The organism is Nitrososphaera sp. (assembly GCF_037447015.1).
Classification (GTDB): domain Archaea; phylum Thermoproteota; class Nitrososphaeria; order Nitrososphaerales; family Nitrososphaeraceae; genus Nitrososphaera.
Window position 1 is genome coordinate 13091 of sequence record NZ_JBBIHK010000006.1, and the last position, 25476, is coordinate 38566.

At 58.7% G+C, this 25476-nt stretch carries 30 protein-coding genes; 8 read left to right on the forward strand and 22 right to left on the reverse strand.

What is annotated here, in order from left to right:
- Window positions 1-23 precede the first annotated feature (23 nt).
- The 9 genes from WKI84_RS03670 to WKI84_RS03710 form a co-directional block, all read right to left on the reverse strand.
- Window positions 24-1196 (reverse strand): hypothetical protein, encoded by a 1173-nt coding sequence (locus WKI84_RS03670; RefSeq protein WP_337862171.1) that lies wholly within the window; start codon window positions 1194-1196, stop codon window positions 24-26.
- Window positions 1197-1327: 131 nt separating this feature from the next.
- Complete coding sequence (locus WKI84_RS03675) at window positions 1328-1843, reverse strand: hypothetical protein (protein WP_337862172.1); 516 nt, start codon at window positions 1841-1843, stop codon at window positions 1328-1330.
- Window positions 1844-2118: 275 nt separating this feature from the next.
- Window positions 2119-2673, reverse strand: coding sequence for a hypothetical protein (locus WKI84_RS03680; RefSeq protein WP_337862173.1), 555 nt, complete (start codon window positions 2671-2673; stop codon window positions 2119-2121).
- Between the two features lie 10 nt (window positions 2674-2683).
- A complete protein-coding gene (locus tag WKI84_RS03685) occupies window positions 2684-3223 on the reverse strand; it encodes a winged helix-turn-helix transcriptional regulator (RefSeq protein WP_337862174.1) in 540 nt (179 codons plus the stop codon).
- Window position 3224: 1 nt separating this feature from the next.
- The gene (locus WKI84_RS03690) at window positions 3225-3644 is read right to left on the reverse strand and encodes a hypothetical protein (RefSeq protein ID WP_337862175.1); all 420 of its coding nucleotides are present in this window, start codon (window positions 3642-3644) and stop codon (window positions 3225-3227) included.
- A gap of 113 nt (window positions 3645-3757) precedes the next feature.
- Window positions 3758-4549 carry a hypothetical protein gene (locus tag WKI84_RS03695; RefSeq protein ID WP_337862176.1) on the reverse strand — a complete coding sequence of 264 codons (792 nt, stop codon included), beginning with the start codon at window positions 4547-4549 and terminating at the stop codon, window positions 3758-3760.
- A 33-nt stretch (window positions 4550-4582) separates the two neighbouring features.
- The gene (locus tag WKI84_RS03700) at window positions 4583-5245 is read right to left on the reverse strand and encodes a hypothetical protein (RefSeq protein ID WP_337862177.1); all 663 of its coding nucleotides are present in this window, start codon (window positions 5243-5245) and stop codon (window positions 4583-4585) included.
- Window positions 5246-5360: 115 nt separating this feature from the next.
- Entirely contained in the window at window positions 5361-6407 is a 1047-nt protein-coding gene (locus WKI84_RS03705) for a hypothetical protein (RefSeq protein ID WP_337862178.1), read from the reverse strand.
- A 29-nt stretch (window positions 6408-6436) separates the two neighbouring features.
- Window positions 6437-9451 (reverse strand): DUF4149 domain-containing protein, encoded by a 3015-nt coding sequence (locus WKI84_RS03710; RefSeq protein WP_337862179.1) that lies wholly within the window; start codon window positions 9449-9451, stop codon window positions 6437-6439.
- Between the two features lie 115 nt (window positions 9452-9566).
- Here WKI84_RS03710 and WKI84_RS03715 point away from each other — a divergent pair, with 115 nt between their 5' ends.
- Window positions 9567-10271, forward strand: a complete 705-nt coding sequence (locus WKI84_RS03715; RefSeq protein ID WP_337862180.1) for a FixH family protein — start codon at window positions 9567-9569, stop codon at window positions 10269-10271.
- Here the strand turns inward: WKI84_RS03715 and WKI84_RS03720 are convergent, their stop codons facing one another.
- The 3 genes from WKI84_RS03720 to WKI84_RS03730 form a co-directional block, all read right to left on the reverse strand.
- Window positions 10272-10835, reverse strand: a complete 564-nt coding sequence (locus WKI84_RS03720; protein ID WP_337862181.1) for a hypothetical protein — start codon at window positions 10833-10835, stop codon at window positions 10272-10274. It lies immediately after the preceding gene.
- A gap of 32 nt (window positions 10836-10867) precedes the next feature.
- Window positions 10868-11386, reverse strand: coding sequence for a hypothetical protein (locus tag WKI84_RS03725; RefSeq protein WP_337862182.1), 519 nt, complete (start codon window positions 11384-11386; stop codon window positions 10868-10870).
- Between the two features lie 75 nt (window positions 11387-11461).
- Window positions 11462-12247, reverse strand: a complete 786-nt coding sequence (locus WKI84_RS03730; RefSeq protein ID WP_337862183.1) for a plastocyanin/azurin family copper-binding protein — start codon at window positions 12245-12247, stop codon at window positions 11462-11464.
- A gap of 161 nt (window positions 12248-12408) precedes the next feature.
- Here WKI84_RS03730 and WKI84_RS03735 point away from each other — a divergent pair, with 161 nt between their 5' ends.
- Window positions 12409-13350, forward strand: a complete 942-nt coding sequence (locus WKI84_RS03735) for a cobalamin-binding protein (RefSeq protein ID WP_337862184.1) — start codon at window positions 12409-12411, stop codon at window positions 13348-13350.
- Here the strand turns inward: WKI84_RS03735 and rpsJ are convergent.
- Together rpsJ and tuf are read right to left on the reverse strand one after the other, a co-directional pair.
- Window positions 13323-13634 (reverse strand): 30S ribosomal protein S10, encoded by a 312-nt coding sequence (gene rpsJ / locus WKI84_RS03740; RefSeq protein WP_337862185.1) that lies wholly within the window; start codon window positions 13632-13634, stop codon window positions 13323-13325. The genes WKI84_RS03735 and rpsJ overlap by 28 nt on opposite strands.
- 13 nt (window positions 13635-13647) lie before the next feature.
- Window positions 13648-14961, reverse strand: a complete 1314-nt coding sequence (tuf, locus tag WKI84_RS03745; RefSeq protein ID WP_337862186.1) for a translation elongation factor EF-1 subunit alpha — start codon at window positions 14959-14961, stop codon at window positions 13648-13650.
- Window positions 14962-15229: 268 nt separating this feature from the next.
- Between tuf and fbp the strand changes: the two genes are divergently transcribed.
- From fbp to WKI84_RS03760, 3 genes are all read left to right on the forward strand, one after another.
- On the forward strand, window positions 15230-16375 hold the full coding sequence (gene fbp / locus WKI84_RS03750; protein WP_337862187.1) for a fructose-1,6-bisphosphate aldolase/phosphatase: 1146 nt from the start codon (window positions 15230-15232) through the stop codon (window positions 16373-16375).
- A complete protein-coding gene (gene tpiA / locus WKI84_RS03755; RefSeq protein ID WP_337862188.1) occupies window positions 16372-17064 on the forward strand; it encodes a triose-phosphate isomerase in 693 nt (230 codons plus the stop codon). Before fbp ends, tpiA begins: the two co-directional genes overlap by 4 nt.
- A 122-nt stretch (window positions 17065-17186) precedes the next feature.
- Window positions 17187-17306 carry a C2H2-type zinc finger protein gene (locus WKI84_RS03760; protein ID WP_337862189.1) on the forward strand — a complete coding sequence of 40 codons (120 nt, stop codon included), beginning with the start codon at window positions 17187-17189 and terminating at the stop codon, window positions 17304-17306.
- Window positions 17307-17394: 88 nt separating this feature from the next.
- Here WKI84_RS03760 and WKI84_RS03765 read toward each other — a convergent pair whose 3' ends face one another.
- Window positions 17395-18021, reverse strand: coding sequence for a trimeric intracellular cation channel family protein (locus tag WKI84_RS03765; protein ID WP_337862190.1), 627 nt, complete (start codon window positions 18019-18021; stop codon window positions 17395-17397).
- 118 nt (window positions 18022-18139) lie between these two features.
- Between WKI84_RS03765 and ppdK the strand changes: the two genes are divergently transcribed.
- Window positions 18140-20836 (forward strand): pyruvate, phosphate dikinase, encoded by a 2697-nt coding sequence (gene ppdK, locus WKI84_RS03770; protein ID WP_337862191.1) that lies wholly within the window; start codon window positions 18140-18142, stop codon window positions 20834-20836.
- Window positions 20837-20897: 61 nt separating this feature from the next.
- Window positions 20898-21107 (forward strand): hypothetical protein, encoded by a 210-nt coding sequence (locus WKI84_RS03775; RefSeq protein WP_337862192.1) that lies wholly within the window; start codon window positions 20898-20900, stop codon window positions 21105-21107.
- On the opposite strand, the gene WKI84_RS03780 is transcribed toward WKI84_RS03775, so the two are convergent.
- Together WKI84_RS03780 and WKI84_RS03785 are read right to left on the reverse strand one after the other, a co-directional pair.
- Entirely contained in the window at window positions 21108-21335 is a 228-nt protein-coding gene (locus tag WKI84_RS03780; RefSeq protein ID WP_337862193.1) for a C2H2-type zinc finger protein, read from the reverse strand.
- Between the two features lie 21 nt (window positions 21336-21356).
- A complete protein-coding gene (locus tag WKI84_RS03785; protein WP_337862194.1) occupies window positions 21357-21734 on the reverse strand; it encodes a hypothetical protein in 378 nt (125 codons plus the stop codon).
- A 192-nt stretch (window positions 21735-21926) separates the two neighbouring features.
- Here WKI84_RS03785 and WKI84_RS03790 point away from each other — a divergent pair, with 192 nt between their 5' ends.
- Window positions 21927-22271 (forward strand): P-II family nitrogen regulator, encoded by a 345-nt coding sequence (locus WKI84_RS03790; protein ID WP_337862195.1) that lies wholly within the window; start codon window positions 21927-21929, stop codon window positions 22269-22271.
- Between the two features lie 67 nt (window positions 22272-22338).
- Here WKI84_RS03790 and WKI84_RS03795 read toward each other — a convergent pair whose 3' ends face one another.
- From WKI84_RS03795 to WKI84_RS03815, 5 genes are all read right to left on the reverse strand, one after another.
- Window positions 22339-22473, reverse strand: coding sequence for a hypothetical protein (locus tag WKI84_RS03795; RefSeq protein ID WP_337862196.1), 135 nt, complete (start codon window positions 22471-22473; stop codon window positions 22339-22341).
- A 51-nt stretch (window positions 22474-22524) separates the two neighbouring features.
- Window positions 22525-22869, reverse strand: a complete 345-nt coding sequence (locus WKI84_RS03800) for a P-II family nitrogen regulator (RefSeq protein ID WP_337862197.1) — start codon at window positions 22867-22869, stop codon at window positions 22525-22527.
- Between the two features lie 109 nt (window positions 22870-22978).
- A complete protein-coding gene (locus tag WKI84_RS03805; protein ID WP_337862198.1) occupies window positions 22979-23746 on the reverse strand; it encodes an SDR family NAD(P)-dependent oxidoreductase in 768 nt (255 codons plus the stop codon).
- A gap of 42 nt (window positions 23747-23788) precedes the next feature.
- On the reverse strand, window positions 23789-24739 hold the full coding sequence (locus WKI84_RS03810; protein ID WP_337862199.1) for a hypothetical protein: 951 nt from the start codon (window positions 24737-24739) through the stop codon (window positions 23789-23791).
- Between the two features lie 34 nt (window positions 24740-24773).
- Complete coding sequence (locus tag WKI84_RS03815; RefSeq protein WP_337862200.1) at window positions 24774-25436, reverse strand: HAD family phosphatase; 663 nt, start codon at window positions 25434-25436, stop codon at window positions 24774-24776.
- Window positions 25437-25476 lie beyond the last annotated feature (40 nt).

Sequence of the window (25476 nt, forward strand, 5' to 3'; positions counted from 1 at the left end):
AGCAGTATGCACTAATTAATATTCTAGTACATTTCTCGAACCAGCAGCAGACGACGGCCTGCAAACGCAACGACCCCTGCAATCGCTGCTGCAAGCACCAGCGCGCCGGCCGGGAACTCGGGCACCACCTGCATCGGCACTTCAAACGTCTCTCCAGGGTCGTTGTTAATGTTCTCCATGCGGAGCGTATAGCTGCCGGGCTCGTCAAACGTATAGTACTGCACCAGCGCCTCCTGCCCGCCCCTGTGCGTCTCGTCAAGGTGCTCCCCATCCTTTAGCAGCATGATGTCGTAGGTGACCACGAACTGCTTGCCTTCCCCGCTTGCAGGCTGGAAGTCGAGCCTGAACTCGCTTTCGCTTCCAATGTCGGCAGGCGTCCAGACTACTGTCACGTTGTACTTGCCGCCCGTGCTTGTGCCGTTGAACGTTATGGGCTCGCCTTCCCCGGTTGTTGATCCGCTTGGCGCCAAGTTGAACGCCTTCCTCAGGTTCTCATGCACCTGGCCGTGCACTATCTCTGTCACGTCGTCCAGCGGCTCTTCTTGGCCGACGGCGCTTGCGAGCCTGTCTATGCCCGACCTGGCCGCGTCAAACGCCGCAGCTGCGTCCGGGCCTGCAGGGGCGTCGATCTCGCCAGACAGCTCCTGCATCCTGGCGGCAAGGGCCTGCGCGGTCTGCAGCGCGCCAAGGTCTACGACCTCGCCCGCCCCGGCAGAGGTCATGGTAGCATTATTGTTGCTGCTGCCGCCGTGGCCGTCGCCTTCTGCCCCAAAGGCGGCGCCGTACTGGGCCAGGACTTTGCCGGCAAGGTTTGCAATAACCAGCGCCTTCACTGTCGAGTTGGTCAGCTGGTCGCGGTCGACCCTTGCAGAAATGGCTTCGTCGAGCAGGTCCTGGGCGTCCTGCACGTTCGTGCCGATGTTTGGCGGCACCTGGACGGCAAGGGCGTCCTGCAGGCCAGAGAGCGCGGCAGGCAGATCAGACGCAATGCGCCTGTTCTTCTCAGCGATCTCGCTAGCCATGTCGTCTGTGAGGAGCTCTGCCGCGTGGTCTGCGTGCTCTGCCGCAAGCTGGGTGTCATCGGCTGCAATGTTGCGGAGGATCAGGCCGAGATGCACGCGTATCTCTTCCATCTTGGAGATAAAGGTGGCGCTCTCGTCGCCGGAAAACTCGTGCGCAGACGCGGTTGACGGCAAGAACGCGAGACTGCAGATCAGCAAGGATAGCAACGTGCCAAAAGCGATCGGGGCAGTGGCTCTTTTCATGGTGTGTATATGCAGAGAACGAATTGTAACTTATCGTTAATTAGTCTTGTAGTACAACCCGCCTAGAGCATCTTTCTAGAATAGAGGTAGACGGCTATGCTGGCTGCAGCCGCGGCAGGTGGAGTGGCATAGTATATCATCAGCTCGTCGATTGGAATGCCAGGCAGGAATGCCGACACGTCAAAGCTGGCAGATAGCGGAACCTCCTGGTATTTTTCATGGCCCGGTATGCGCGCCTGTATCGTGACAGAATAATCGCTCACCCTGTCAAACGTGTAGGGGACGGTGATGTCGCTTGTCTCGTAGAACCGGTAGGGGTCCTGGAACACTGTGGCGCCTGTCTTTTTGTCTGACACTGTCACCGCAGAATACACGCCGAGCAGGTTGGCCCCGCTCCCCTCTTCTAGGATGCTAAAGTTCAGGGTCGCACTTTGACCTACGACAGGCGACTGCGGAGAGGGCTGGAAGATGATGACAAAGCCGTCGACGCTTTGCTGTGCGCCGAAAAAGTGGGCCTCCGCAGGAGCGGCAGCTACCACCACTATCTGCTGCAATGTGAAGAGTGTGAGCAGAAGCAAAATGATGTATCGGCGCACGCCAGACTTTTTCTGCAGCTGCGCATATTTCAATATTGGCGGCGCAGCATCAGCAGTAGCAATGGTGGTACATTCGCAAAATGTACCGGAACTCCTAATATCCAGACAGCAGTAGACATTACGCATGGCACAGTACTAGAGAGGAAGGACCAGCTAGACCTCCCTCTCTCTGCACCGTCACACGCAGCCGCTGTTCATCCACGGGCGGGGGCGGGAGACTTTTTTCCCTCCTCCCCTCTTCCGTGTCTCTTTCTTTCTTACGCGCTTGCATTCTTGTGCCGCCGGCGTCGCACTATCACGATTGCCCCGGCGGCCCCTGCTGCGGCTGCCCCCACGCCGGGCACCAAGAGAAAGAGGTAGTCGTTTGGCCCGGCCACGTTGAGAAAGAACGTAAAAGTCAGCGTCTCGCCGCTGTAGGCATAGTCCTGCAGATCTGCGTATATGACGTACCTGCCCGGCTCTGAAAACACGTGATCAAACTCATAGTGGCCAAACGGGACGACAAAGGGGCCGATGGCCCGCAGCTCTCCTTCCCCGCCCCCGGCCGCCTTGCCTATTCGCAGTGTGAGGGGCACGTCAACTAGGTCGTCGCCGTTCACGCCTGCTATCCGGAGCATCACCTTGGCTGTCTGGCCCGCGACCGGCGGGTTTGGTGTCGTGCCCACCTGAAAGTCATAGTTGCCGATCCGCTGCCGGGTGACGGCGTTGTTCAGCGGGTCGGCTGCGGCGGTATGCGGCAGGACCGGCGCAACAAGAAACATCAGGACAAACTCGATCGCGACTGCTGTAACAAGAGTCTTCTTTCCCTTCACGGCATTTCTTTTACAGCTCGTCCAGCATTTCAACATAGTTGTCGACGACCCTGTCTGCAAACGTCGGCCTGTACTTGGCAAGCACGTCTGCAACCAGGTCGCGGTTTGCCAGGCTGTACAGCTGGTACTCGCCATACCTCACCGACACTATGCCGGCCTCCTTCAGGCGCTTCAGGTGCGACGAGACGGTCGAGGGCGCCTTGCCAGTGTGCTCCACTATCTCGTTAAACGTGGACGTGTCATGCTCCAGCAAAAAGGAAATGATCTCTCGCACAGGTTCGTGGCGCACGTAGCCGAGAACCTGCGACTCGCTCTCTGGCACGTTGACCGGATAGTAGCGGGTCATCCTCGCAGAGTGCCTGTCCACCCTTATCGTGCCGGCCTTTTCAAGGACCGACAGGTGGTAGGTCAGGACGCCGTTTACAAGGCCGGTCTTGCGGAGCAGCTCGCGGTAGCGTATCCCCGGCTCGCCCTGTATGGCCAGCAAGAGCATTTCCGGCGTGCTACTACTACTGCCGCTGCCATTATTATTGCTGAGTGAGAGATCCATGTCACTTGTTCACCTTCAGTACGCCAAGCCCGAAAAGGCTGAGCATTGCAAGCAGTATCAGGTGCGAAGCCTCCACGTTGATGTCCGGCACGTGCAGGGCCGCCAGCAGGCCCGCAGACTGCAGCAGGTAAAACACCTCTGCGACTCCAAGCGCAATAAAGCCCATCGTCATAAAGAGCGTGCGCGAGCCGCCTGCGCGCCTGTACGCCGCAAGCGAGACTATGCTGAGGAACGCGGCTATGGCGATGCTGGCGATATGGATGGCAATGTGGTAGATCATTGAAGGGTGCGTTACGTGCGGCAGCACTATTGGCGCTATCACGCCGACCACGATTGCGGCGGTGAGGCCAAAGAGCATGGGCTTGGTGACCGCCGGATCCGTCGCCGAGGGCTGGCTTTTGCTGCCCGTCTGCATCCCCACTTTATTGATGGCCGTTCTGCACTAATAAACCGACTGGTACATCACCCGAAGTTCGTCAGTTGCAGAAAAAGATGAGAGGAAAGGAGGGAGAGAAAAAAAGGCAGGCTATGCGGTCATTCCGTCCTTGTACCCTTTTTCTTTATCCGGCTCCTCCACCCAAATACGCCGGCTGCGGCGGCAGCCGCCGCGGGGAGCAACAGCGCGTACTGCTGCCCTCCACTGGAGAGCCACACTGACCACCACCAGCCGCCATCATCTTGCTGCTCGACGCCGCTGGTGCTCTTTACGTCCTTGCCACCACCGGTGGCGGCTGCGGGGAAGGCCTGGCCGCTGATGTTCTCGGTGCAGCCAAAACCGCCTGCCCAGCCGGGGCTGTTGAACCTGGACGACGTGTCGCCCTGCGACGACCTGCAAAAGACGGTCGAGTCGACCGGCACCTGAGCCACGCCGAAATAGCTTATGTTGCCGTACAGCCTGTAGCCGTATATGCCCTCCTTTTGCACCTGCCGGGTCACGTAGTGGCCGGTCTCGCCAAAGACCGCCCCCACGTTTACTCCCTTGACGATGGCGTCGGCGTCGTTGACCGACTTGGCCCGGGCAAACGACTTGATGTCCTTAAAGTAGTACTTGTCGGCCTTCAGGCTCGCCCCCGCCAGCGGTAGCTTGGTCGCGCCGTCGCTCAGGAGCACTTCCATCCCGTGCTTGCCGTCGTGGATACCCGGCCTGGCGCCGTAGGCAGGCTCGTTCGTGTGGCCAAGCACCACCTCTATCCTCTTGCCTGCGACCCTTTCGTCCGTGAGGACGAGCGACGTGTGAGCGTGTGCAAAGGCAGGCTGCATCGCAACCGTCGCGGCGGCCGAGGCCAGTGAGACTGCCACCAGAGCAGCGATCAGGGCTTTTGTCATAGTTATTGTCATTCTCCCCCTCAATTCAGCCGCTCACTCCTCTCCCTCTTGGTGCACAAAGCCCAGACCGTCGTTGTCCGGGTCGCCGTCGTTCAGGTCAAAGACAGGGTTGCCGTGCGACAGGTCGGCAGGCAGGCGGGACTGGCGGTATGGCGACTGCGCCATGCTGCCCAGCACGCGCTGGACGTTGATGTCTGCCGCGTCGCCAGGGTTGAACTCGACGTCTTTTCCGGACAGGTTTGCGATGGCGATGTCTGTCACCTGCGGCGCGCCTCCGTTGAGCGGGTCGGGTATGTGCGCATGGTAGACGCAGCTGCCCGTCGCCGGCGAGGAGGCGTGGGCGATGTAGTAGAGCGGCACCTTGTCGACGTACGTGCCGTGCGCGCTCTCGTCGATGTGACCTGCGATCACCGTGACCTGCGGGACGTGCGTGTCAGGGTCGCACGGCGACCGCATCAAAAAGTGGCCGGATACAAAGTTTGGGCTCGAGTCGTACAGCGGGAGCACGGCGCCGGGAGGCAGCGTCAGGCCGTCCAGCCTGACGTGGGTGTTGTCAGGGATGTTGCTCCCCTGGACGCCTGCCTCAAAGCTGTGGCTTGCAAAAACGACAGCCCCGCCATAATAAAAGGCGGCGCCTGTTGCAGCGATAGCGACGCCTGCCGCCAATAGCAGCAGGCTTTTCTTGACATTTACCATTGCCCAAAGTGGCAGGGCATGTTTGAAAAGCCGTGTGGTACATTCGGCAAATGAACCGGAAATGTGGCGGTAGTAGTGGCGGTGGGGTTTGGACCGCGTCTGCTATTTTTCCACGCTACAGGTCAAAGTACCATCCCTTCACTTCCTTGCCCTGCCAGTACTCTAGTCCTCCCTGCTTGGTGGTCGTCTCCACGATGGCGGAAAAGCTGTCTGTCTCGACGTACAAGGCCACGTGGTTGACGTTGTCGGCCCTGTCGGGGTTGGCAGAGTCAAAGTAGGCCATCTGTATCTTCCAGTCCGAGGTGTGCGCCGACGCCTTGAGCATGCTTGCCATCAGTATGACCAGGTCCTCGCAGTCGCCCCCCGACTCGGTGAACGTTTCAAGCGGCCAGCGCGGGTCCTCGCCAATGTCTGTCGAATACCCGGCCAGTTGCGACGTGATGAACCACAGCTCGTACACAAAGTCCCTGTCGCCTGTCGATTTTGCGTACACCTCGTCCACCACGTTTGCAAACGACCAGCCGTCGACGAACCGGGTGTGATCCCGCACCGAGATGAAGGAGCCGCCAGTCGTCTTGAGGCGCAGCTTGTCTTGCGGCTCCGGCGACTCGATGATCTTTCTGTATGTGTCTATGGGCAGGTGCCACTCGTACAGGTTGCCCTTGCTGTCCTTGAACACCCAGCTTATCTCGCGGCCCTTGACGAGAGTGTAGGGCGGCCTGGCGGCAGTCGCAAGCTCGGCCTCGGCGTTCTGCCTCTGGCTGCGCTCGCTTTCGGCCACCTGTTTCAGGAGCGAGCCGCTTGCTCTGAGAGACTCGTTCTCCCCTGCCAGTAGCCGGTTCTGGCTGTCAAGCGCGCCATAGTCCTGGCTCAGCTTCTCGTACTCGGCGCTCTTGGCAGCGTAGCTTGCCTTCCACTGCTGTGCGTCATGCTCGGCGCGTGACTTTTCCCCGGCCAGGGCGGCCGCCTGCGCGTCGAGCCTTGAAACCTGCACGGTTTTTTCCTCTATGTCCTGCTCCATTGCAAAAACGCGGTCTGACAGGAGGCTTGCCTGCCGGAACTGGTACGCTCCAAAAAGCGCGGCGGCTGCAAGCCCCGCAGCCAGGGCTATCGACAGATAACGGTACGGGTGGCGGGGGCGGTGGTGGTGACCCACGGCCAATTGCGGAGTATGCGCATAGATAAAAGGGTTCAGGCGGCCAGCTTTTCGGCAGACCTCACGTTGCGCTTCAGGTCAGACGCGCTCTTGGCGTAAAACAGCGCGGCAAGGGCGACGCCGGCCACTATGCCAGGCCCTGCCACGTCGGCGACTGAAGAGCCCTTGAGGAACGACGGGCCGCTGCCGGCTCCTCCGTCCGGAGAAGGCGGCTGCGGCGGAGGCGCCGTCTGCGGCTTGGCAGCCACGGTGACGACCCCGATTGCGGCGCCGCGCTGCTCTGCAAACCATATCCTGCCCCGGTCGTCTGAGGTCAGCCACTGGACAAACGAGCCGGCAGTCGGGATCTTGACCTCCGTGCCCCTGCCCGTGCGCGGGTCGATCACCGCAAGCCGGTCAATCTCGTGCTGGGCGTACCACAGGTTGCCAAAGTTGTCCTTTGCCATGCCAAACGGCAGGCCGCCCTCGTTCAGGACCGGGTATTCTCTGAACGTCCTGAACAGCGGGTTAAAGGCAGTCACCGAGTGTCCGTCGTGCTCGGCGACATAGACGTCATAGCCGTCAGGGTCTGGGAACACGGCTGTCGGGACGGCCAGCTTGTTCGACCCCTGCGGCTCAAACTCGGAAATTTGCAGCGTGGCGGGGTCAACCATGGCTATCTTGCCGGTCGACTCTGCAAACCAGATGTTGCCGGACCTGTCTGCTGCGATGCCGACTGGCCGCGACTCGGGCGTGGGTATGTCAAGCTGGGTAAACTGGCCGCTTGCAGGGTCAAAGCGCACCACCTTGTTTGCCTGCACCACCGGCATCCAAAGGCTGCCGTCCAGTCCCTGCGCGAGACCAGATATGACGCCCGGCGCAGGCAGCACGTGCTGCTCCACGTTTTCCCGGGTCTCGGGGTTGTACAGCCCAAGCTTGTTCTGGGTCGGGTCTATGTACCACAGCCCGCCCGACTTGCCGTCGACCACCACCTGCGTGACGAGCGTGACGTTATCTACCCTGTGCGCGGTATAGTTGCCAGTCTGCATGTCAAGCTGCCATATCCGGCCGCTGCGCGGGAGGGTGTCGCCTGCCCAGATCGACTGCCTCTCTGCGTCGTAAACAGGAAACAGCGGCAGGCTCTGCGCAGGTATCCTGAACTCTTTCAGGTCAAAAGACAGGCTGGAGATGGCTGGCCTGACCTGCACGTCAAGGCTGGCGACGATGTTGGCCGAGCCGGGCCTGACGCCTTCCACCTGCACGTTCCACCTGCCGGGGAGCGTAAAGGCGGCGTCGGCAGAGAACACGCCGGGCGACGATTCCTGCTTATTCAGCCCGACTGCTATGGGCCCGATGTTCTTTTCCACCTGCGTCAGCTTGACGGTCGCCTGCGTCACGTCGGAGGCGATCTTGCCTCCAGAGTCGTAAAAGGTCAGCGTGAACTTGTTCTGGCCCCCTGCAACGAACGGGTCTATCTTTAGATCGGCCCTCCCCGCCCCGGTGTAGAGGGTCTGCACGTATTCTGTGCCAGTGGCAGTAGTAGCAGCAGACGCCGTTGCGGCCGTAGTCCCGGGCTGCGCAAAAGCCTGCTGTTGCTGCTGCGTATCGATCCGCCGGGCCTGCTGGAACTCGCCGGCCGGGAGCGTGCCGTTTGCCATGAGCGAAACCAAGAGCAAGAGCGCGATGCCGACTCCGGCCTCGGCCTTTAGGCTTCTGCCAAACGAGCGGCCCGGCGCACTGACAGCGGAGCTGCTGCTGCCACCGCTGACCATTACGCCTGCCGCCTTTTTCTGGACTGCAAACTGCGAGTACGCCCCCATCGCGACCATGACGCCGGCAAGGCCGAGCTTGGCGGCAAGTATCTTGCCGTACGTCGAGGCAAGCGTGAGGGAAAGGTCGCTCTCTATCAGGTAGAGGAGGAGCGGCCCCGTTATCACGGCAAGGCCAAGTATTGCGACCACCACGGTCGAAAACCGGGGTATCAGTACCGACACGGCGGCAGACCTGGCCCGCTCGTCTGCAAGCTCTAGTATCCGGGGCACCGCCACGAACCCCATGAGCACGAGGCCGCCTATCCATATGCTTGCCGCCGCGTTGTGGAAAAAGTCGAGTAGTATCGCGGCGATGTTTTCAGTGGCCGCCGCGTGCGCTATCAGGCTGGACGTGACGAGCACCGCAAGCCCCATGACCAGTATTGCAAGCACCTCTGCCCGGCTTGGCGAGGCGCCTGTCCTGGCCACCTTGCGCCACGTCGCAAGGGCTATGAGCATCAGTATCGACGACTCGATCATGCGGGTCATCCAGACCATGCCAAAGCGCGTCCCTATCACGTCCTGGACGCTTGCGTTGATGTCCACGGCCTGCACGAGGACTATGGCGACGTTTGACGCGATCACAAGGCCGGTGCCTATCACGATCAGCTTGACCATGCCTCTGTCTATCGCAAGGCGCTTGCCAGAGACCGCAGAGGCAAGCCACGGGATGCGGTCAAGCGGCTTCCAGAGCCACAGCGTTCCAAACGCCGCTCCGACCACTACTATCTGCCCGACCATCCCCGGAAACCGCGAGGCAGATTCGGCCGGCGAGATGATCACTTTGGACGAGCCGGGACCTGACGGCCCGCCAGGGGAAGTCACTGCGGGCGTCGTCCCTATGCCAAACGTGTAGGCGCTTTCTATCACGTGGCCGTCGACTGCCGACAGCACCTTGGTAGTGACCGTATAGACGCCCTCCGGCAGGCTCGGCTGCAGGCTGACTGCCATCGTGGCGGTGTCGCCGTCGACGTTGTGCGGGTCGTTCAAGTCCACCCTAGAGCCGCCGGGGCCGAGCACCTTGATCTCGCTGTACTGCAGCTCTATCGGCTCGGAAAAGTAGACAGAGACCTGCTTTGGAGTCGAAGGCACGCTTGCAAAGGGCCCGGGGTCAGAATCTATGGTCACGGGGTGGGCAAAGGCGCGGGGCAGCAGCCCCGCCGGCACCAGTAGCAATAGGATGACGACGATGGCGGCTGCAAGGGCGGCAGGCAGTGCAGGTTGCACCAGGCGCGCAGGCAACAACGACGACATCATCATTACCGATAGACGTTGTAAATAATGTCCACACCGTATTTGACTCTTGCGTGATTTGTAGTACAAAGCCCGAACTATTGCTAAAAGTTATATTCACAGCAGGAGTAGTTTTGGCTGCATGATGATGATAGACAAGGCCGCCTTTTTGCTCATGGCTGTTGCTGTCCCGATTCTTCTTTTGATGTTTTCAGCTGTCCTGCCTGCCGCGCCGCCGGCCTTTGCGCACAAAGAGGCCAACTTCGGAGGTATCACCGTGGCCGCAGGCTGGGGCGTCGAGCCGCCGCTGCAGGGCCAGCTGAACACCATAGAGCTTGAAGTGACGCGGGGCGGAGAGCCCGTTGCAAACGCGTTTGCAGACGCCGAGGTAAGCATCAAAAAGGGCGGCTCTGAAAAGACGCTCGATGTCAAGCCGGGCGAGCAGGCGGGCACCTACGTCGCCGACATCATCCCAACCCAGCTGGGCCAGTATTCCATAGTCATAAACGGCACAATCGACGGCCAGACCATCAACAGCGGCGAAATAGCCATCGAAGACGCCCAGGATACAGGCAGCATCAGCTTTCCCGATGCAGGAGGCGCCGGCCAGGGCGACGTCCCCCAGGGCTTTATCGACCAGATGCGCTCCGTGATAACCGACCTCACCACCCAAGTAGAGGGCGCCAAGGGAGCCGCGCAGAGCGCAGGCGACGCGGCGGCAAGCGCGTCCGAGTCTGCATTGCAGGCCAAAGGGTCGGCTGACAGGGCCTACCTGGTCGGCATGGTGGGCATTGGAGTCGGCGTCGCAGGCATTGCGATAGCAGTCATGGCCCTCAAGAGAGCCTAGTTATCTCAGCCTTTTTGCTGCAAGCCCGGCAGACGCGGCCATGGCGGCGGCAAGGGCGACTGCGGCCATGGCTGCCGCTGCGGGGAACTCGGGCGTGACCTGGATGTTGAATGAAGCCTTTTCGTCGGTCGGGATGGCAGGCAGTCCCACGCCATAGATCCTCACCTCGACGGTGTAGCTGCCGTTCTCTGCAAACTTGTACGGGACTGTGATCGTCCCTTCCACGTTGTGTATCAGCTGCTGGTTGACCTGCTTTGCCGCGCTAAAGACTTCCCTGCCGTCCTGCAATATCACAAAGTCATAGTCCTGGTGCTGGTGGAGGCTGCTGGTGGATCCGGGCTCAAGAAAGCTCACCTTGAAACGGGTGGTGTCGCTGCTCCAGTCCGGCTCCAGCTTTATGTTTAGCGAGTTTCCGCTCGTTGGCTGTACCATGGCGCCGCTACCGTCATCAGCGCCCTGCGCGTGCGCGGGCAGGGCGGCTGCAAACCCGGAGGCCATCACAGACAGGACGGCGACAGTGGCAAGTACTGCAGATACCGTATGCAGTGATTTCGGCTGTGTCAACGGCTTTTTGTATGCACCAGAGTAAATAAAAATTATCTGATCAATCTTCTGCACGCTGCCATACCGGCAAATGCAGCTGCCGCTATCGCGGCGGCTGGAACCGAGGGGAACTCGGGCGTAACGTTTATCGAAAATACGGCGCTTTCGCCCAGCCCGTCAATGTCTGCCACCGTTATCGTGTGCGAGCCCATTGCATCAAAGGTGACGCTGTGCGGGGATCCCGATGATGATAATGACGATGCCTGCGTATCGCCGTCGACCAAAAGGCTGTACGACACGTCTTCGATCTCTTTGCCGGTCTCGGCGTCGCGGAACGACACGGAAAACTCGCTGGTGCCAAGGCCGACCTCTGGCGGCCGGGAGGAACCTGCCGTCGCATTATTGGCAGCAGTAGCAGCATTTGTCCATTCCAGCTGTATAGTGAACGTGCCCTGGTCGCTTTGCGCCTCAAGCGTCGCCTGCGCATAGGCGTCATCAGCAAGCCCGCAGGGCAGCATGACCAGCGCCACCAACGCGGTCATGAGCATCAGAGGAAGAGTGGACGACAACAACGACATATAGATACACCCGCAGCTGTGTCACAGGAAAGAGAAGGAATAATAAAAAGAAAGGGGAAAAAGAGAAGGCTAGAACCTTCCGAATCCCAGTGAGCTGCCCTTGAAGCGAGCAATGCCCACCATCGCAACGAGCGAGGCAGCAAGTACAAGGGCTGCTATCACGCCAAACTCGGGTACTACCTTTGTGCCCGTGATCTCGGCAAACGTCTGGCCTTCAGGGAGCGTGAACGAGATTGTCGTGTCCGTTGCAGTAGAGTTCACTTCCTGGAACTCGATCTCGCCCTCGTCCGTGCTGACCATCGTGATGTTTTCGATCATGCTCCTTGGCAGGGTCAGTTCGACAGGGCCGGAGCCTTCAAAGTCCACGCCCACCGACTCGCTTGGATTGATCGTGGCGTCTATGACGTGTGCGTTCTCGGATTTGCTCTTTATTGTGTATGTCTGGCCGTCATACTCTGTCTCTACCTCGGTTTCCTTCGTCGCGCCGTCGCCGTTTCCATTCTCGCCACCATTACCGTTGTCGCCACCGCCGCCTTCGCCCACGAGCACGGTGCCTACCATGGTCGGGTGCAGGAGGCAATAGTATGCAAAGTTGCCTTCTTCATCAAAAGTGTGGCTGAACGTCTTGTTCGGGCCCATTATCCCGGAATCAAACCCACCTTCCACCTGGCCTTCCGACGGGTTGCCTTGCGTCACCGTGTGGGCCGCGGTGTCGGCGTTTGTCCACGTCACCGTGTCACCCTGCGCGGCATTTATCGGGTTTGGCGAATATGCCTTGTCTGCAAGGTTCGTCGCACCCTTGACGATCGTCGCATTTATGGTGGCTGCGAATGCAGATTGGGCTGGTAGCGCCATGGCTGTCGCAAAGATGGCCACCAGTCCAACGACTAGTGCTGTATGTCTGTTCATCAAAATCAAGCTTGCTGGTGAACTTAAAACAGTTTTGAAGTATTATTCTATTCGTGTGTTCTATAGTACGTCGCCACGTTTTTAAAATTCAGCCGCAGAGTACCGCTGTGCGCATAGTATCCTTTCTGCCCAGCGCGACAGAGACGCTGTACGGCCTAGGCCTTGGCAGGAGCATAGTCGGGGTGACGCACGAGTGCAAATACCCGGCCTCTGCAAGGAGCAAGCCGCAGGTGATACACCCGTCCTTTGATCCGGCCAGGATGACAGGGAGGGAGATAGACATCAAGATAGTAGAGCTGGTGCGCTCCGGCAGAGATATCTACGTCGTCGACGAAGAGCTTTTGAAAGAGGCGAACCCGGACCTGATAGTGGCACAGGGCCTGTGCGAGGTCTGCTCGCCCTTTACAAAAGAGATAACAAGGGCAGTGGGCGTGCTCAAGGGCAAGCCGGAGGTGCTCGTGCTCGACCCGCACGACCTTGACGACGTGCTAGTCAGCATTATGGACGTGGCGGAAAAGGTCGGCAGGGTGGACAGGGGGCGCAGGATGGTGTCATCGCTCCAGAAGCGGCTGGACGCCGTGCGCCTTCTAAAGACAAGGAGCAGGCCAAAGGTGGTGTGCGTCGAGTGGGCCGACCCGCTGTTCACCGCAGGCCACTGGGTGCCCCAGATGGTAGATTATGCAGGTGGCGTGAACGGGATAAGCGCGACAGGCGAGCAGTCCCGGCGCATGGACGTCAAGGAAATCGCGGCGTTTGACCCGGACATCATCGTGATGATGCCCTGCGGGTTTGGAGTCAAACGGACGCTGCAGGAGATGCGGCCGCTCAAAAATAACAGGGAATGGACGTCGCTTCGCGCCGTAAAGGAGGGAAACGTCTACGCAGTGGACGCAGGCTCTTACTTCAGCAAGCCCAGCCCGCGCACCGTGACAGGCGTCGAGATCCTGTCAAAGATAATGCACCCGAAAGAAGCAAGGGAGATAAAAGTGCCGAAAGGCTCGTACAAAAAAGTGGAAAAGAGTTACTGGGTCAGCGAGACTTCGATGTAGACATCGTCAGGGATCTTCAGCCTCATCAGCTGCCTTATCGCCCTGTCGTCGGCGCCCACGTCGATTACCCGCCTGTGGATCCTCAGCTCGTACTTGTCGTACGTGTTTGTGCCCTGGCCGCAGGGGGATTTCCTCGTCACGACCTTCATCCTCTTTGTCGGAAGAGGGTGGGGGCCGCGGATCTTGATCCCGCTCTTTTCGCCCATCCCCTTTATCTCGGTGCATACGCCCTCAAGCGTGTTGAGGTTCGTGCTTGTCAGTTTGATTCTTGCTGCCTGTGGCATCTGGGTTCACTTTCTACTTTTTGGTCGGGTCGTACTTTTCGGTGATGCTCAAGACCACGCCGGCCGCGATGGTGGTGCCCATGTCGCGCAGCGCAAACCTGCCGATTTCTGGAAAGTCCTTGAAGGTCTCTATCGGCAATGGCCTCACTGGCTTTATCCTGACGATTGCGGCGTCGCCGGTCTTCAGGAACTTGGGGTTCTCCTCGGTGGTGGCGCCGGTCCTCGGGTCAATCTTGGACACGAACTGCGAAAGCGTTGCTGCGACCTGCGCAGTGTGAGCGTGCAGCACCGGCGTGTAGCCGGGCGCGATCGCTGTCGGGTGCGAGATGACGATGATGCGTGCCTCGAACTCTTTAGCCACCATCGGCGGGTTGTCCACAGGGCCGATGACATCGCCGCGTTTGATCTGCTTCTTGTCGATGCCCCTGAGGTTAAAGCCGACGTTGTCGCCTGCCTCTGCCTGCTCGAGCTGCGTGTGGTGGGTCTCTATCGACTTGACCTCGCCCACCGCGCCTGACGGCATGACTATTACTTTGTCGTTTGGCTTCATCCTGCCAGTCTCTACCCTGCCGACCGGCACGGTGCCTGCGCCGGTGATGGTGTAAACGTCCTGCACCGGGATGCGGAGCGGCTTGCCTACCGGCTTCTCTGGCGGCTCGAACGCGTCGAGCGCCTCTGCAAGCGTGAGGCCCTTGTACCAGGGCATGTTCTCGCTCTTCTTTACCAGATTGTCGCCCTTCCATCCCGACACCGGGACAAAGTGCGTCTTGGCGGTGTTAAAGCCGACGGACTTTAGCATCTTTTCCACCTGCTCCTTGACCTCCTTGTAGCGGGCTTCGGAGTAGCCCACGTCGTCCATCTTGTTCAGCGCGACGACGATCTGGCCCACGCCCAGCGTCTTCGCCAGGAATGCGTGCTCCCTGCCCTGTCCTCCCGGCTCTATCGAAGCTTCGGTCTCACCTGGCTTGACAGAGATGACCAAGATTGCGGCGTCTGCCTCGGAGGCGCCGGTGATCATGTTCTTGATAAAGTCCTTGTGGCCGGGTGCGTCTATGAGTGTGAAAAAGTACTTGCTGGTCTCGAATTTCTGGAACGCAAGGTCGATGGTGATACCCCTCTCGCGCTCGTCCTTGATCGAGTCCATGACCCAGGCGTACTTGAAAGTATCGCCCTTGCCTGTCGCTTCGGATTCCTTTGCATATGCGTCGATGGTTCTCTGGTCAATAGCGCCCAGATCAACCAGCAGGTGACCCACAGTAGTAGATTTACCATTATCAACGTGGCCGGTGACCACGATGTTCATGTGCGGCTTTTTGCTAGCGCTCATAGAAGAACAGCGCTCCATGGGCTTTATTTATATTTCGCCCTCGGTTTTTGCGAAATATTGTACGCCTCATTGGCGAATTTTTCAGCTGGCTGCTTTTATCCTCCCGGCACCTTGCGAAATAGGCTGCAAGGTCGGTGTGCGGCCCCGTACAGACGATGCCATTACCGAGCAGCAGAGCCCCGCAACGATACAACAGCAATCACACAGCCCACTTTATGCAGAGAAACTTATCGCAAGAGTTTTAAACCAAGGATAGCGGTTTCAAAATATGCGAGTCACAATCAGCGCCATCAAGGCTGACATAGGAGGCATAGGCGGCCACACGCGCCCAAGCGACGAGCTTGTAGCGGCGGTCAAGAACCACGTGGCCAAGAACGCAAAAGGCATGTTAATCGACTATTACATCGGGTTTACCGGCGACGATATACACATCATAATGACCCACCAGCTTGGAGTCGACAACGAAAAGATCCACAAGCTTGCGTGGGACGCCTTTACAGTCGGCACGGAGGTAGCAAAGGAGCAGGGCCTCTACGGCGCAGGCCAGGACTTGCTGAAGGACTCGTTCTCCGGCAACGTCAAGGGGATGGGCCCAGGCGTGGCAGAGATAGAGATGGAGGAGAGGCCAAGCGAGGTGTTTTGCATATTCGCGGCAGACAAGACAGAGCCGGGCGCCTACAATTTCCCGCTGTGGCGCATGTTCGTCGACGCGCGCAGCAACACAGGCCTTTTGATTAACGAAAAGCTGGCGGCCGGAGTCGTTTTCAGGGTGCTCGACGTTATGACGGGCAAGGTCGCAGACCTGAAAATGTGGGAGGACAAGGCCGAGCTCGAAGCGGCGCTGATGTATCCGGGCAGGTACGTCGTTTCCGCAGTCTTTTCGGCAGACATGGAAGACCAGATCGTCTCTGCCTCCACAGACAGGCTCCACAACATCGCCGGCACCTACGTCGGCAAGGACGACCCGATAATGATAGTGAGGACGCAAAAGAACTTTCCTGCCACAGAGGAGGCCGGGAGCGCGTTCAACGACCCGCACTATGTGGCAGGCAACACGCGGGGCAGCCACCACATGCCGCTGCAGCCGGTCAAGCTGAACTCGGCTGCGTCGCTCAACTACTCTATCCCGATAGTGTCGTGCCTGCTTTTCAGTATGCACAACGGCAAGCTGACCGGACCACACGACGGCTTTGGCACGGTCGACTGGGATCTCCAGAGGATGTGGGCCGCAGAGAGGGCGATGATAATGCGCAACCAGGGCTTTATCCACCCCGCCACACTGATACCGGAGGAGCTTGAATACAACAAGGGCTACCAGGCGCGCATGGACAAGCTGTCGTCCAAGTTCAGGGACATGGACGAGAAATCGACAACAGCAGCAACGGCGACAAAGAAGGGCAAAGGCAAGCGTTGATCCGGCGGCCCCCCCTCATCATCAATTTCAAGAACTATATCGAAGCGGCGTCTGCCGACAGGACGGTCGGCCTTGCGACGGCCGCGCAGCAGGTCGCAAGGCAGCTCGACGTAGAGATAGTGCTGGCTCCCCCGCAGCCGTCGCTTGCGCTCGTCTGCAAATCAGTCGGCATACCCGTGGTGTGCCAGCACGTCGACGACGCGGATGCGGGCGCCACGACGGGATTTTTTGCTCCAGAAATAGCAAAGTTGTACGGGGTGGCAGGCTCGCTTGTCAACCACAGCGAGCACAGGATAATAACGGAAAAAGGAGAGGGGATGCAGGCCATCCAGAGCATCGTCGAGCGGATGCGCAGGGTGCAGATGACTTCCATAGTGTGCGCAAGGACGCCTGACGAGGTCAGCGCGATAGCGCAGTTCAGGCCCGACTTTATCGCAATCGAGCCGCCAGAACTGATTGGCAGTGGCAGGGCCGTCTCGAAAGAGAACCCAAAGATAATCACCGACTCTATCGAGGCTGCTGGAGGGAGGTCAAAGGTGATCTGCGGCGCAGGCATCACCGACGCAAGCGACGTCAGCAAGGCGATGGAGCTTGGCTCGCAGGGGATACTGGCCGCAAGCGGCATTGTGAAGGCCAGGTCGTGGGCCGAAAAGATAGCCGAGCTTGCGCGCAGCATGAAACATAGATAGACAGATACACGTCGCTGCCAAGCCTCCGCCCCGGATTGTCAGGTCAGGCGCAGACGCAGATGTTAGATTTCACAGCAAATGCAGCGGGACACCCATTAAAGTTCTGCATCCCATATCCTGCCATGTCGTCATCAACCAGCCAGCAAGGCGGAGATTACACGTGCCAGGCGTGCGGCGCATCGTTTGGCTCGCAGCAGGATCTACAGCAGCACAACCAACAGCAGCATGAAAGCAGGATGTAAAAAGAAAGACAAGCCATAGCGCCCTGTATTTTTTCCAGCAACCACGTACGCGCGCGCCGCTATGTATGTACGCGTACGCACGGTATCGTCAGGTGTGGGCCCGGGGCAGGTTCCAGTTGTACCTTATGGCAGTCAGCCGGAGCGCCGTGACTGCGGCCATGCTCGGGATTGCCGCCACGTAAAGGTCGACGCCGGCGTACAGCAGCGCAAACAGCGCAACCACGCCGACAAAGCTTGCCGAGGCGTACAGCTCTTTTACGAACACTATGGGCATCTCCCTGACAAACACGTCGCGCAGTATCCCGCCGCCGACTGCCGTTATCATGCCGGCAAACGCCATCGCAAGAAAGTTGAGGCCGGCCAGGTTGTACGCGATTGACGCCCCCAAGACAGTAAAAACTCCAAGCCCTATCGCGTCGAATTTCAGGAACAGGCTCTCGTGTTTTTTAAATGCACGGTAGAGGAAAAAGATGGCGACTGCCATCGCTATGGTTATCACTACGTAAAGCGGGTTTGCGATGGCCGTTGGCGGGAACCTGCCAAACATGATGTCCCTCATGACCCCGCCTGCCACCCCCGTTATGGTTGCAAGGATTATGAGGCCGACTATGTCGGACTTGTGCTCGACTGCCTTGAGTGCCCCCGTGACTGCGAACGCGGCGGTGCCAAAAAGATCCAGGACCTGGAGAAAGGGCACCACTGCCAAGCTTGACACAGGGTCTGCCAACTGCCAGCAGCAGCCTTAGCTCGCCATTGATTTGAAACTATCGCTTGGATGGGCTCTGCCGCACAACATTTTAAACCAGCGGGCGGGAAAAATACCGCATATAAAGATGAGTGGCCCCCCTCTTCCCCCTTCTTCCTTTGCCGCCGTCAAGCCGATCTATTTCTTCGACGAGGCTGACGGGAGCAACAGGGCGCTGCTAGGCGGCAAGGGCGCAGGGCTTGCAGAGATGACCCGGCTGGGCCTGCCGGTCCCGCCCGGCTTTATAATAACCACGGACATTTGCGAAAAGTTCTACGAGGCCGGCCGGCGCCTGCCGGACGGCCTCATGGACGAGGTGCGCAAGTCTATCAAAAAGCTCGAGGCCGCGACTGGCAAAAAGTTTGGCGACCCGGCAAACCCGCTCCTCGTGTCGGTGAGATCGGGCGCGGCAGTGTCGATGCCGGGCATGATGGACACCATCCTGAACCTCGGCCTCAACGACCAGGTGGTCGAAGGGCTTGCCCGGCAGACGGGCGACCCCCGGTTTGCGTGGGACGCGTACAGGCGCTTTATCCAGATGTTTGGCAAGATAGTCCTCGGGGTGGACGACAGGCAGTTTGACAAAGTAATGAGCGCAGAAAAGGATCTGGGCGACAAAGAGGCGCTTCGCAGGCTGGCAGCGTCGTTTAGGGCGCTGTGCGCCGGCACGGGCAAAAAGTTCCCGGACGACCCGTACGACCAGCTCAAGCTTGCCATCGACGCCGTGTTCAGGTCGTGGATGGGCAAGCGCGCAGTCGAGTACCGCAGGCAGTACGGCATCACGCCGGACATGGCAAACGGCACTGCGGTTACAGTCGTGGCAATGGTGTTTGGCAACATGGGCAGAGACAGCGCGACCGGCGTCGTGTTCACCCGCGACCCTGAGACGGGCGCCAAGCGCCTCTACGGCGACTACCTTGTGAACGCGCAGGGAGAGGACGTCGTGTCAGGCAGGGCAAACCCAAGCCACATCGATCAGATGCCGTCCGAGTTGCCGGACGTCTACAGGCAGCTGCAGCAGGTCTGCGAAAAGCTGGAGAACCATTTCAGAGAGTGCCAGGACGTCGAGTTTACCGTCGAGAAAGGCAGGCTGTACATACTGCAGACAAGGACCGCCAAGATGAGCGCGCTGGCAAGCGTCAAGACGTCTGTGGACATGTACCACGAGGGCCTGATAAACAAAACAGAGGCGTTAAAGCGCATTGACCCGGAGGGCCTGGAGCAGCTGCTGTACCCGAGGATAGGGTCGCAGGTGAAGATGAAACCGGTGGCGACAGGCGTGGCCGCCTCGCCGGGCGCGGCAAGTGGCGTCGCAGTCTTTGACGTGGCAAGGGCGGAGGCCCTTGGCAGGCGCGGCCAAAAAGTAATCCTGGTGAGGGAGGACACCAAGCCGGACGACGTGCCCGCCTTTTTCCAGTCTGTCGGCATCCTGACCACAAGGGGCGGCAAGACATCACATGCGGCCGTCGTCGCAAGGGGCATGGGCAAGCCCTGCATAGTGGGCTGCTCGCAGATAGAGATAGACCAGGAATCGTGCAGCTTTTCAGTAGGCGGCAGGGTGGTGGCAAGCGAGGGCCAAAAGATAACCATCGACGGCTCGACAGGCAGGATATACGTCGGCGAGGTGCCGACTGTCGAGTCCGAGATAACTTCCGAGTTCAAGGAGATGCTGCAGTGGGCGTCGGAGATGAAGGCCATCCGGATCAGGGCAAACTCGGATACTCCGGAGAGCGCCACGCTTGCCAGGAAATACGGCGCAGAGGGCATCGGCCTGTGCAGGACCGAGCGCATGTTCAACCAGCACGACAGGATAGCGATTTTTGTCAGGATGATAATGGCTGAAAGCGAGGAGGAGCGCAGGAAGGCGCTTGCCGAGCTGGAGATGCTGCAGCGCTCTGACTTTAAGGCGATCCTCAGGGAGATGCAGGGGTTGCCGGTCACGATACGCCTGCTCGACCCGCCGCTCCACGAGTTCCTGCCAAAGGAGGAGGAGCTGATGATGCAGATATTTGAGCTCAAGTCGTCCGGCGGACCCAAGAGCGAGGCAGAGATGCTCAGGCGCGAAAAGATGCTCAGGCGCGTGCACGAGCTGTCCGAAATAAACCCGATGCTCGGGCACAGGGGTGTCAGGGTCGGCATAACCTCGCCAGAGATATACGAGATGCAGATCAGGGCCATCTGCGAGGCTGCGGCCGAGCTGGCAAAGGAGGGCGTCAAGGCAGAGCCGCAGATAATGGTGCCGCAGGTTGGCATCGTCAACGAGCTTGTGCACGTGCGCCACCTGTTCGAGTCTGTCAAGAGGGAAGTCGAGCACAGGCACAAGATCAAGCTAAAGATAACGTTTGGAAGCATGATAGAGGTAGTGAGGTCGTGCCTGGTGGCAGACGAGATAGCGCACGTCGTTGATTTCCTCAGCTTTGGCACCAACGACCTGACGCAGGCCACCTTCAGCTTTAGCCGCGAGGACGCCGAGGGCAAGTTCCTGCCGGCCTACCTCGAAAAGGGCATAGTGCAGGCAAACCCGTTCCAGACCATCGACCAGAAAGGCGTCGGCAGGCTGATGAAGATGACGATAGAGGCTGCAAGGAAGGTCAAGAAGGACATGGAGATAGGGATATGCGGCGAGCATGGCGGCGACCCCAAATCGATAGAGTTTTGCTCGGCGGCCGGCCTGAACTATGTGAGCGCGTCGTCGCACAGGATACCTATAGCGATACTTGCCGCCGCCCAGTCGGCTATCAGGAGCAGCAGGGACAGCAAGCTGTCAAGGTTCCTGTCCGACTAGCTCTGGCCGATGAAATATACGAGGTCACAGGCCATTTTGCGTCGCCTGCTTAAAGCTTAAAATGGGGGAGTGGCGCCGAAACCCTCTGCACATAGAGATGGCTTCTTCTTCAGATAGTTCCGGAGCAAACGTCACGTACGAGTGTATGCGCTGCGGCACGCCCGTGACAGTCGAGGAGCTGTCCAGGCTGCCCGAGATCAAGTGCATTTGCGGCTTCAGGGTGTTCCGCAAGGCAAGGCCGCCTATAGTAAAGCAGCTGAAGGCAATCTAGCTACAGCTGTTGGCCGCCTTCTTTCTTGTTGCGGTCTTGAACTGACCGGTTGTACGAGTGGAACTTTTTTGCGTGGTCGCGCATCTGCTCCATCCCCTCAAAGCCCAGGCCGCACTTTTCGCACTCGTACAATTTTGACTCGTGCGCCACCTGCTGGTGCTGCATCAGCTCCTCTACCTTGCGGTACTTTTTCCCGCACTTGTCGCATTCGTGGCTCTTTAAAAACAACTGCCAACCACCACCTCCCCTCTATTGCTGCTGTTTGGTGCTGTTCCTGCCGTCCCAGCACTTGCGGCAGAGCTGGCCTTCCACCTTCCATGCGGGTTTTGGGTTGTAGCGGATGATCCCCATCTTGGTTCCGCACAGGGCGCAAAAGTTCAACTTTTTGTTATAGTCGGCCTCTTTTTTGTTAAAGCATGGCTGGCACAGGAGCGTGCCGGCCTCCATGTTCCACTGCCACCGGGGCTTGACCGCAATGTCGCCAAGGTCTTGCTTGCACAGCGCGCACGTATCCGGCTCGGACGGCCTGGCGGCAAACTCTTTGGTCTTTTCTATCTGGCAGTCGCTGCACAAATAGCCCTCTATCCCCCACTCCTCTCTGGGCTTGTACTTATGCTTCAGCTCCATGCCACAGACTGCGCAGTTCATCTTTTCCTTACTAAAGAGTCCCAAGCAGCCAGTGCTTGTCATCACGGGTACAAAAAGTATATCCCTTTGCCCACACCGCACAGCGACCACCGTGACATAATTTACTTCTCAAATCTACAAAATATTTTAATAAAAGCAGGCGATTGAACAGGCAGTAGGTATATCTGCAATATGAAAAAGATCGAGGCTGTCATACCCCATGCGCGCATGGAAAGGGCGTTTGCCGCACTCAAAGAGCTCAACCTTGGCGGCATCACGTACTTTGAGTCAAAGGGCAGGGGCGAAGTCCCAAGGCCCAAGATCCATTCCGGGAGGGGCACAGGCACCTACACGCCCGAGTTCAACGTCAACTCGACCATAATGATCGTGGTGGCAGACTCGATGGTTGACAGGGTCGTCGAAAAGATCCTGGAGAGCACCAGCTCGGGGCTCAAGGGAGAGGGTAAGATCTTTATCTCAAACGTGGACGATGTAGTCGACATTGGCACGAGAAAGCGCGGAGAATCGACGATATAATTACATTTCTTTGCGCATTTAATTTTGTAAAAAGTGCAAAAGAAGAGAAGAAGAAAAGATAGATAAGTTAGTTGGAAGCCAGCTCTTCGATCGCTTGGCTTGCGTTCAGCATGCCCTTGCTCTTGGCATACTCTTCGACCACCTTCAGCTGCTCTGGCGTGAGGCAGACCGGCATTGTCCTCTTTTCTTCAGATGTTTGCATGCCACATACTATCGGTCGCAAGATTATAACTCTTTCTTCCCTCTCTCCCCACTAAAGAGCAGGGTCGCCCCTTTCCTTGCTCCCGATGTCGTACGCGTCCGCCACGTCGTAGACGAATATCTTGCCGTCAGACGCCGAGCCGGTGCTTATCTTTTTCATGATGTCGTCGATTATCTCCTTCACCTTGCCCTCCTGCACCAGCACTTCTATCTTGGTCCGGAAGCCAAACTCTGGCACGTAGCGCATGACGCCCCTTCCAACCGCCACCGGCTCGCGCTTGGCCCTGCCCCGTCCTTTGATGTCGTAGAAAGACATTCCTCCCACCTTGTGCGCATGGAGTATCTCATTCACTTCCTCCAAGCGCTCGTGCGGGATGATGATATCCAGCCTCTTCATATGCCGCAATTAACAGGAATGAAACGTAATAAGGATTGCTGTATATTGAAAAATAATGAAAATATCATAAAAAGTCGGTTTTATGTCACTGTCAGACCCTGTCCTTCTCTCACTGCCGGGCAGTCACCCCGCCGTCCACCATGAGGACTGTGCCGGTGACCCAGCCTGCATCGTCGGAGCACAGGTAGCTCACGGCGCCGGCGATGTCGTCCGGCTCGCCTATCTTGCGCAGGGGAAAGGCCGACTCGAGCAACTTTTTGGCGTTCTCGTCCTGCAGGTACGGCTCGATGAGCGAGCTCTTTATGGTAGAGGGGCAGACACAGTTGCAGCGGATCCTGTGCGGGCCGTACTCGACTGCGATGCTGCGCGTGAACATTATGACGCCGGCCTTGGTCACGCCGTAGACTGACAGCGGCACCTTGGGTATCGCCCTGACGCCCAGCACCGACGAGATGTTGACTATGTTGCCGCCTGTCTTGTTCTTCATCATTATCGGTATGGCCGCCTTGGTCATGCGGAACGTCCCGACGAGGTTGGTGTCTATCAGGCTGTTCCACTGGTCGTCGTTCATCTCGTGAAAGCACGCAGGGTCGTTTATCGTGCCGGCGTTGTTGACCAGGATGTCCACGGTATCAAAGGCCGAGATCGTCTGCTCCATCGCGCTGAGCACCTCCGCCTCCTTGGTGATGTCGGCGACTGCGACAAGCGTGCTCTTTTTGTCGCCTATCTCTTGCGCGGCCTTGGCAAGCTTGTCGCGGTTGCGCCCCACGAGGACCACCTTGCAGCCTTCCAGAGCCAGCCTCTTTGAAATCGACCTGCCGACGCCACCGCCGGCGCCAGTTACTATTGCGACCTTGCCCTTTAACCCGCTAGACATATACGGCATGTAAATCCGGTGTCTGTTCTTTTAAAGTTGATGTTAGGGGACGGTGGCCTTGGCTACAGCCGCGGTGAGCTCTTCGACAACTGACTTGGCGTCTGCAGGGTCGCTTGCAAACGTCGCGCCTGCCGCATAGTCGTGGCCGCCGCCTTCCGGGAGTGCAGAAGCCACTTTCCTGCACGATATGCGGTCTGTAGAGCGCCGGATGCTCACCTTGCCCTTGCTGCTGTAAAACATGGCAAGGTCGGCGCCGGTTGCGGCGAACACCTCCTCTGAAAAGAGGCTGCTCTGCAGGTACTGCGACGCCTGCACGAACGCGACTTTAAAGCCGTTCACAGGCTTTACCTGCAGCGACGCAAGCGCCTGCAGTTTGGCCTCGTCGCGCAGCTTGGCGTACTTGGCATAGTCGGCGTGCATCTCCACGTCCCACAGTATGCCCCGGGCCGATTTTCTGGCCAGGTCGGACAGGCGCTCGTAAAAGTCCGGGAGCGTCTGGTAGTATTTTATCAATTCCGTGATCGGGGTCAGGTACTGGTCCTTGGTGAAAAAGTCCATCGTGTGGGCCATGCTTGCAAGCCGGGCCGCAAAATCGTTGCCCGGCAGCAGTTTCTCTGCCATCAGGTCTGCCGCGCACTTTGTTCCAGACGGGTCGTGCACGAGCTCGACGTACTGCGCTGCTGCATCGAGCGCGGCCTGCGACCACGGGTGGTGGTCCACCCACATCAGCTTCCACCCGTTGCGCACCGCGTCTGCAAAGATCTGCCTGCAGAGCTCGATGGTGTCGTCGTTGAGGCCCAGGTCTGCGATTATGACGAGCCCGCGCTCTCTGGAGAAATGAGTCGCAGAGCTGATAAAGTTGCCCATCTTTGTAAAGTTCTCGGCGCCGTAGCCGAGAAAGACCGTCAAGGCCTGCGGGTAGCGGAGCAGGCCGATGGCGGCCGAGTACAGGCCGTCAAGGTCGGCCTCATGGGAAAATATCATCACTTTCATGGCGCTTCTTTCTTCTTTTTTTACTACTATACTATTATCCTTCTTCCAGCACGTCCCTTAATGAACTTGTTCTGTCAAATATCCGGCTTTTGTCTATCAGGCCGTCAAAATCCCGGGGCGAAAGGAGTGTGTTGTTGAGCGCAACGTAGCAGGGTATGCCGGCCCGGTTTGCCGCAAGCACTCCGAGTGGCGCGTTTTCGACGACCACGGCTTTGCCGGCAGGCACGCCAAGCTTGCGGAGCGCAGCGGCAAACGACAGCGGGTCGGGCTTGCCCTTTTTCACGTCGTCTGCCGTCACCAGCACGTCAAAGAGGTCCTTGCCGATGCCCGAGTCGAGCACCGCTTCGACGTCGCGCCTGCTGGAGCCGCTCACCACAGCCTTTGCAGACCGCAGGCTTGAGACCATGTCCTTTACGCCTTCAAAAGGAGGCGGCAGCGTCTTGGAGTGAAAGATGCGGTCCTTTTCCTTGACGACCTTTTCTGCAAGCGCGATGTCTTTCTTCCCCTGCTCTGCCAGCACCTTTTCGACGAGCTCTATCCCCCGCATCCCCTCCAGCTCGTAAAAGAGCCGCCGGTCGAGGCTGACGCCGGCGACCTGCCGAAAGGCGCTGATCCAGGCGTCGATGTGGGCCGGCATCGAGTCTACCAGCACGCCGTCAAGGTCGAATATTATGCCCCTCTCCCTGCTTGTCGTCATCTCCTTTACGCTGCAAAAGGACGCGAGGACGCGTTATAAA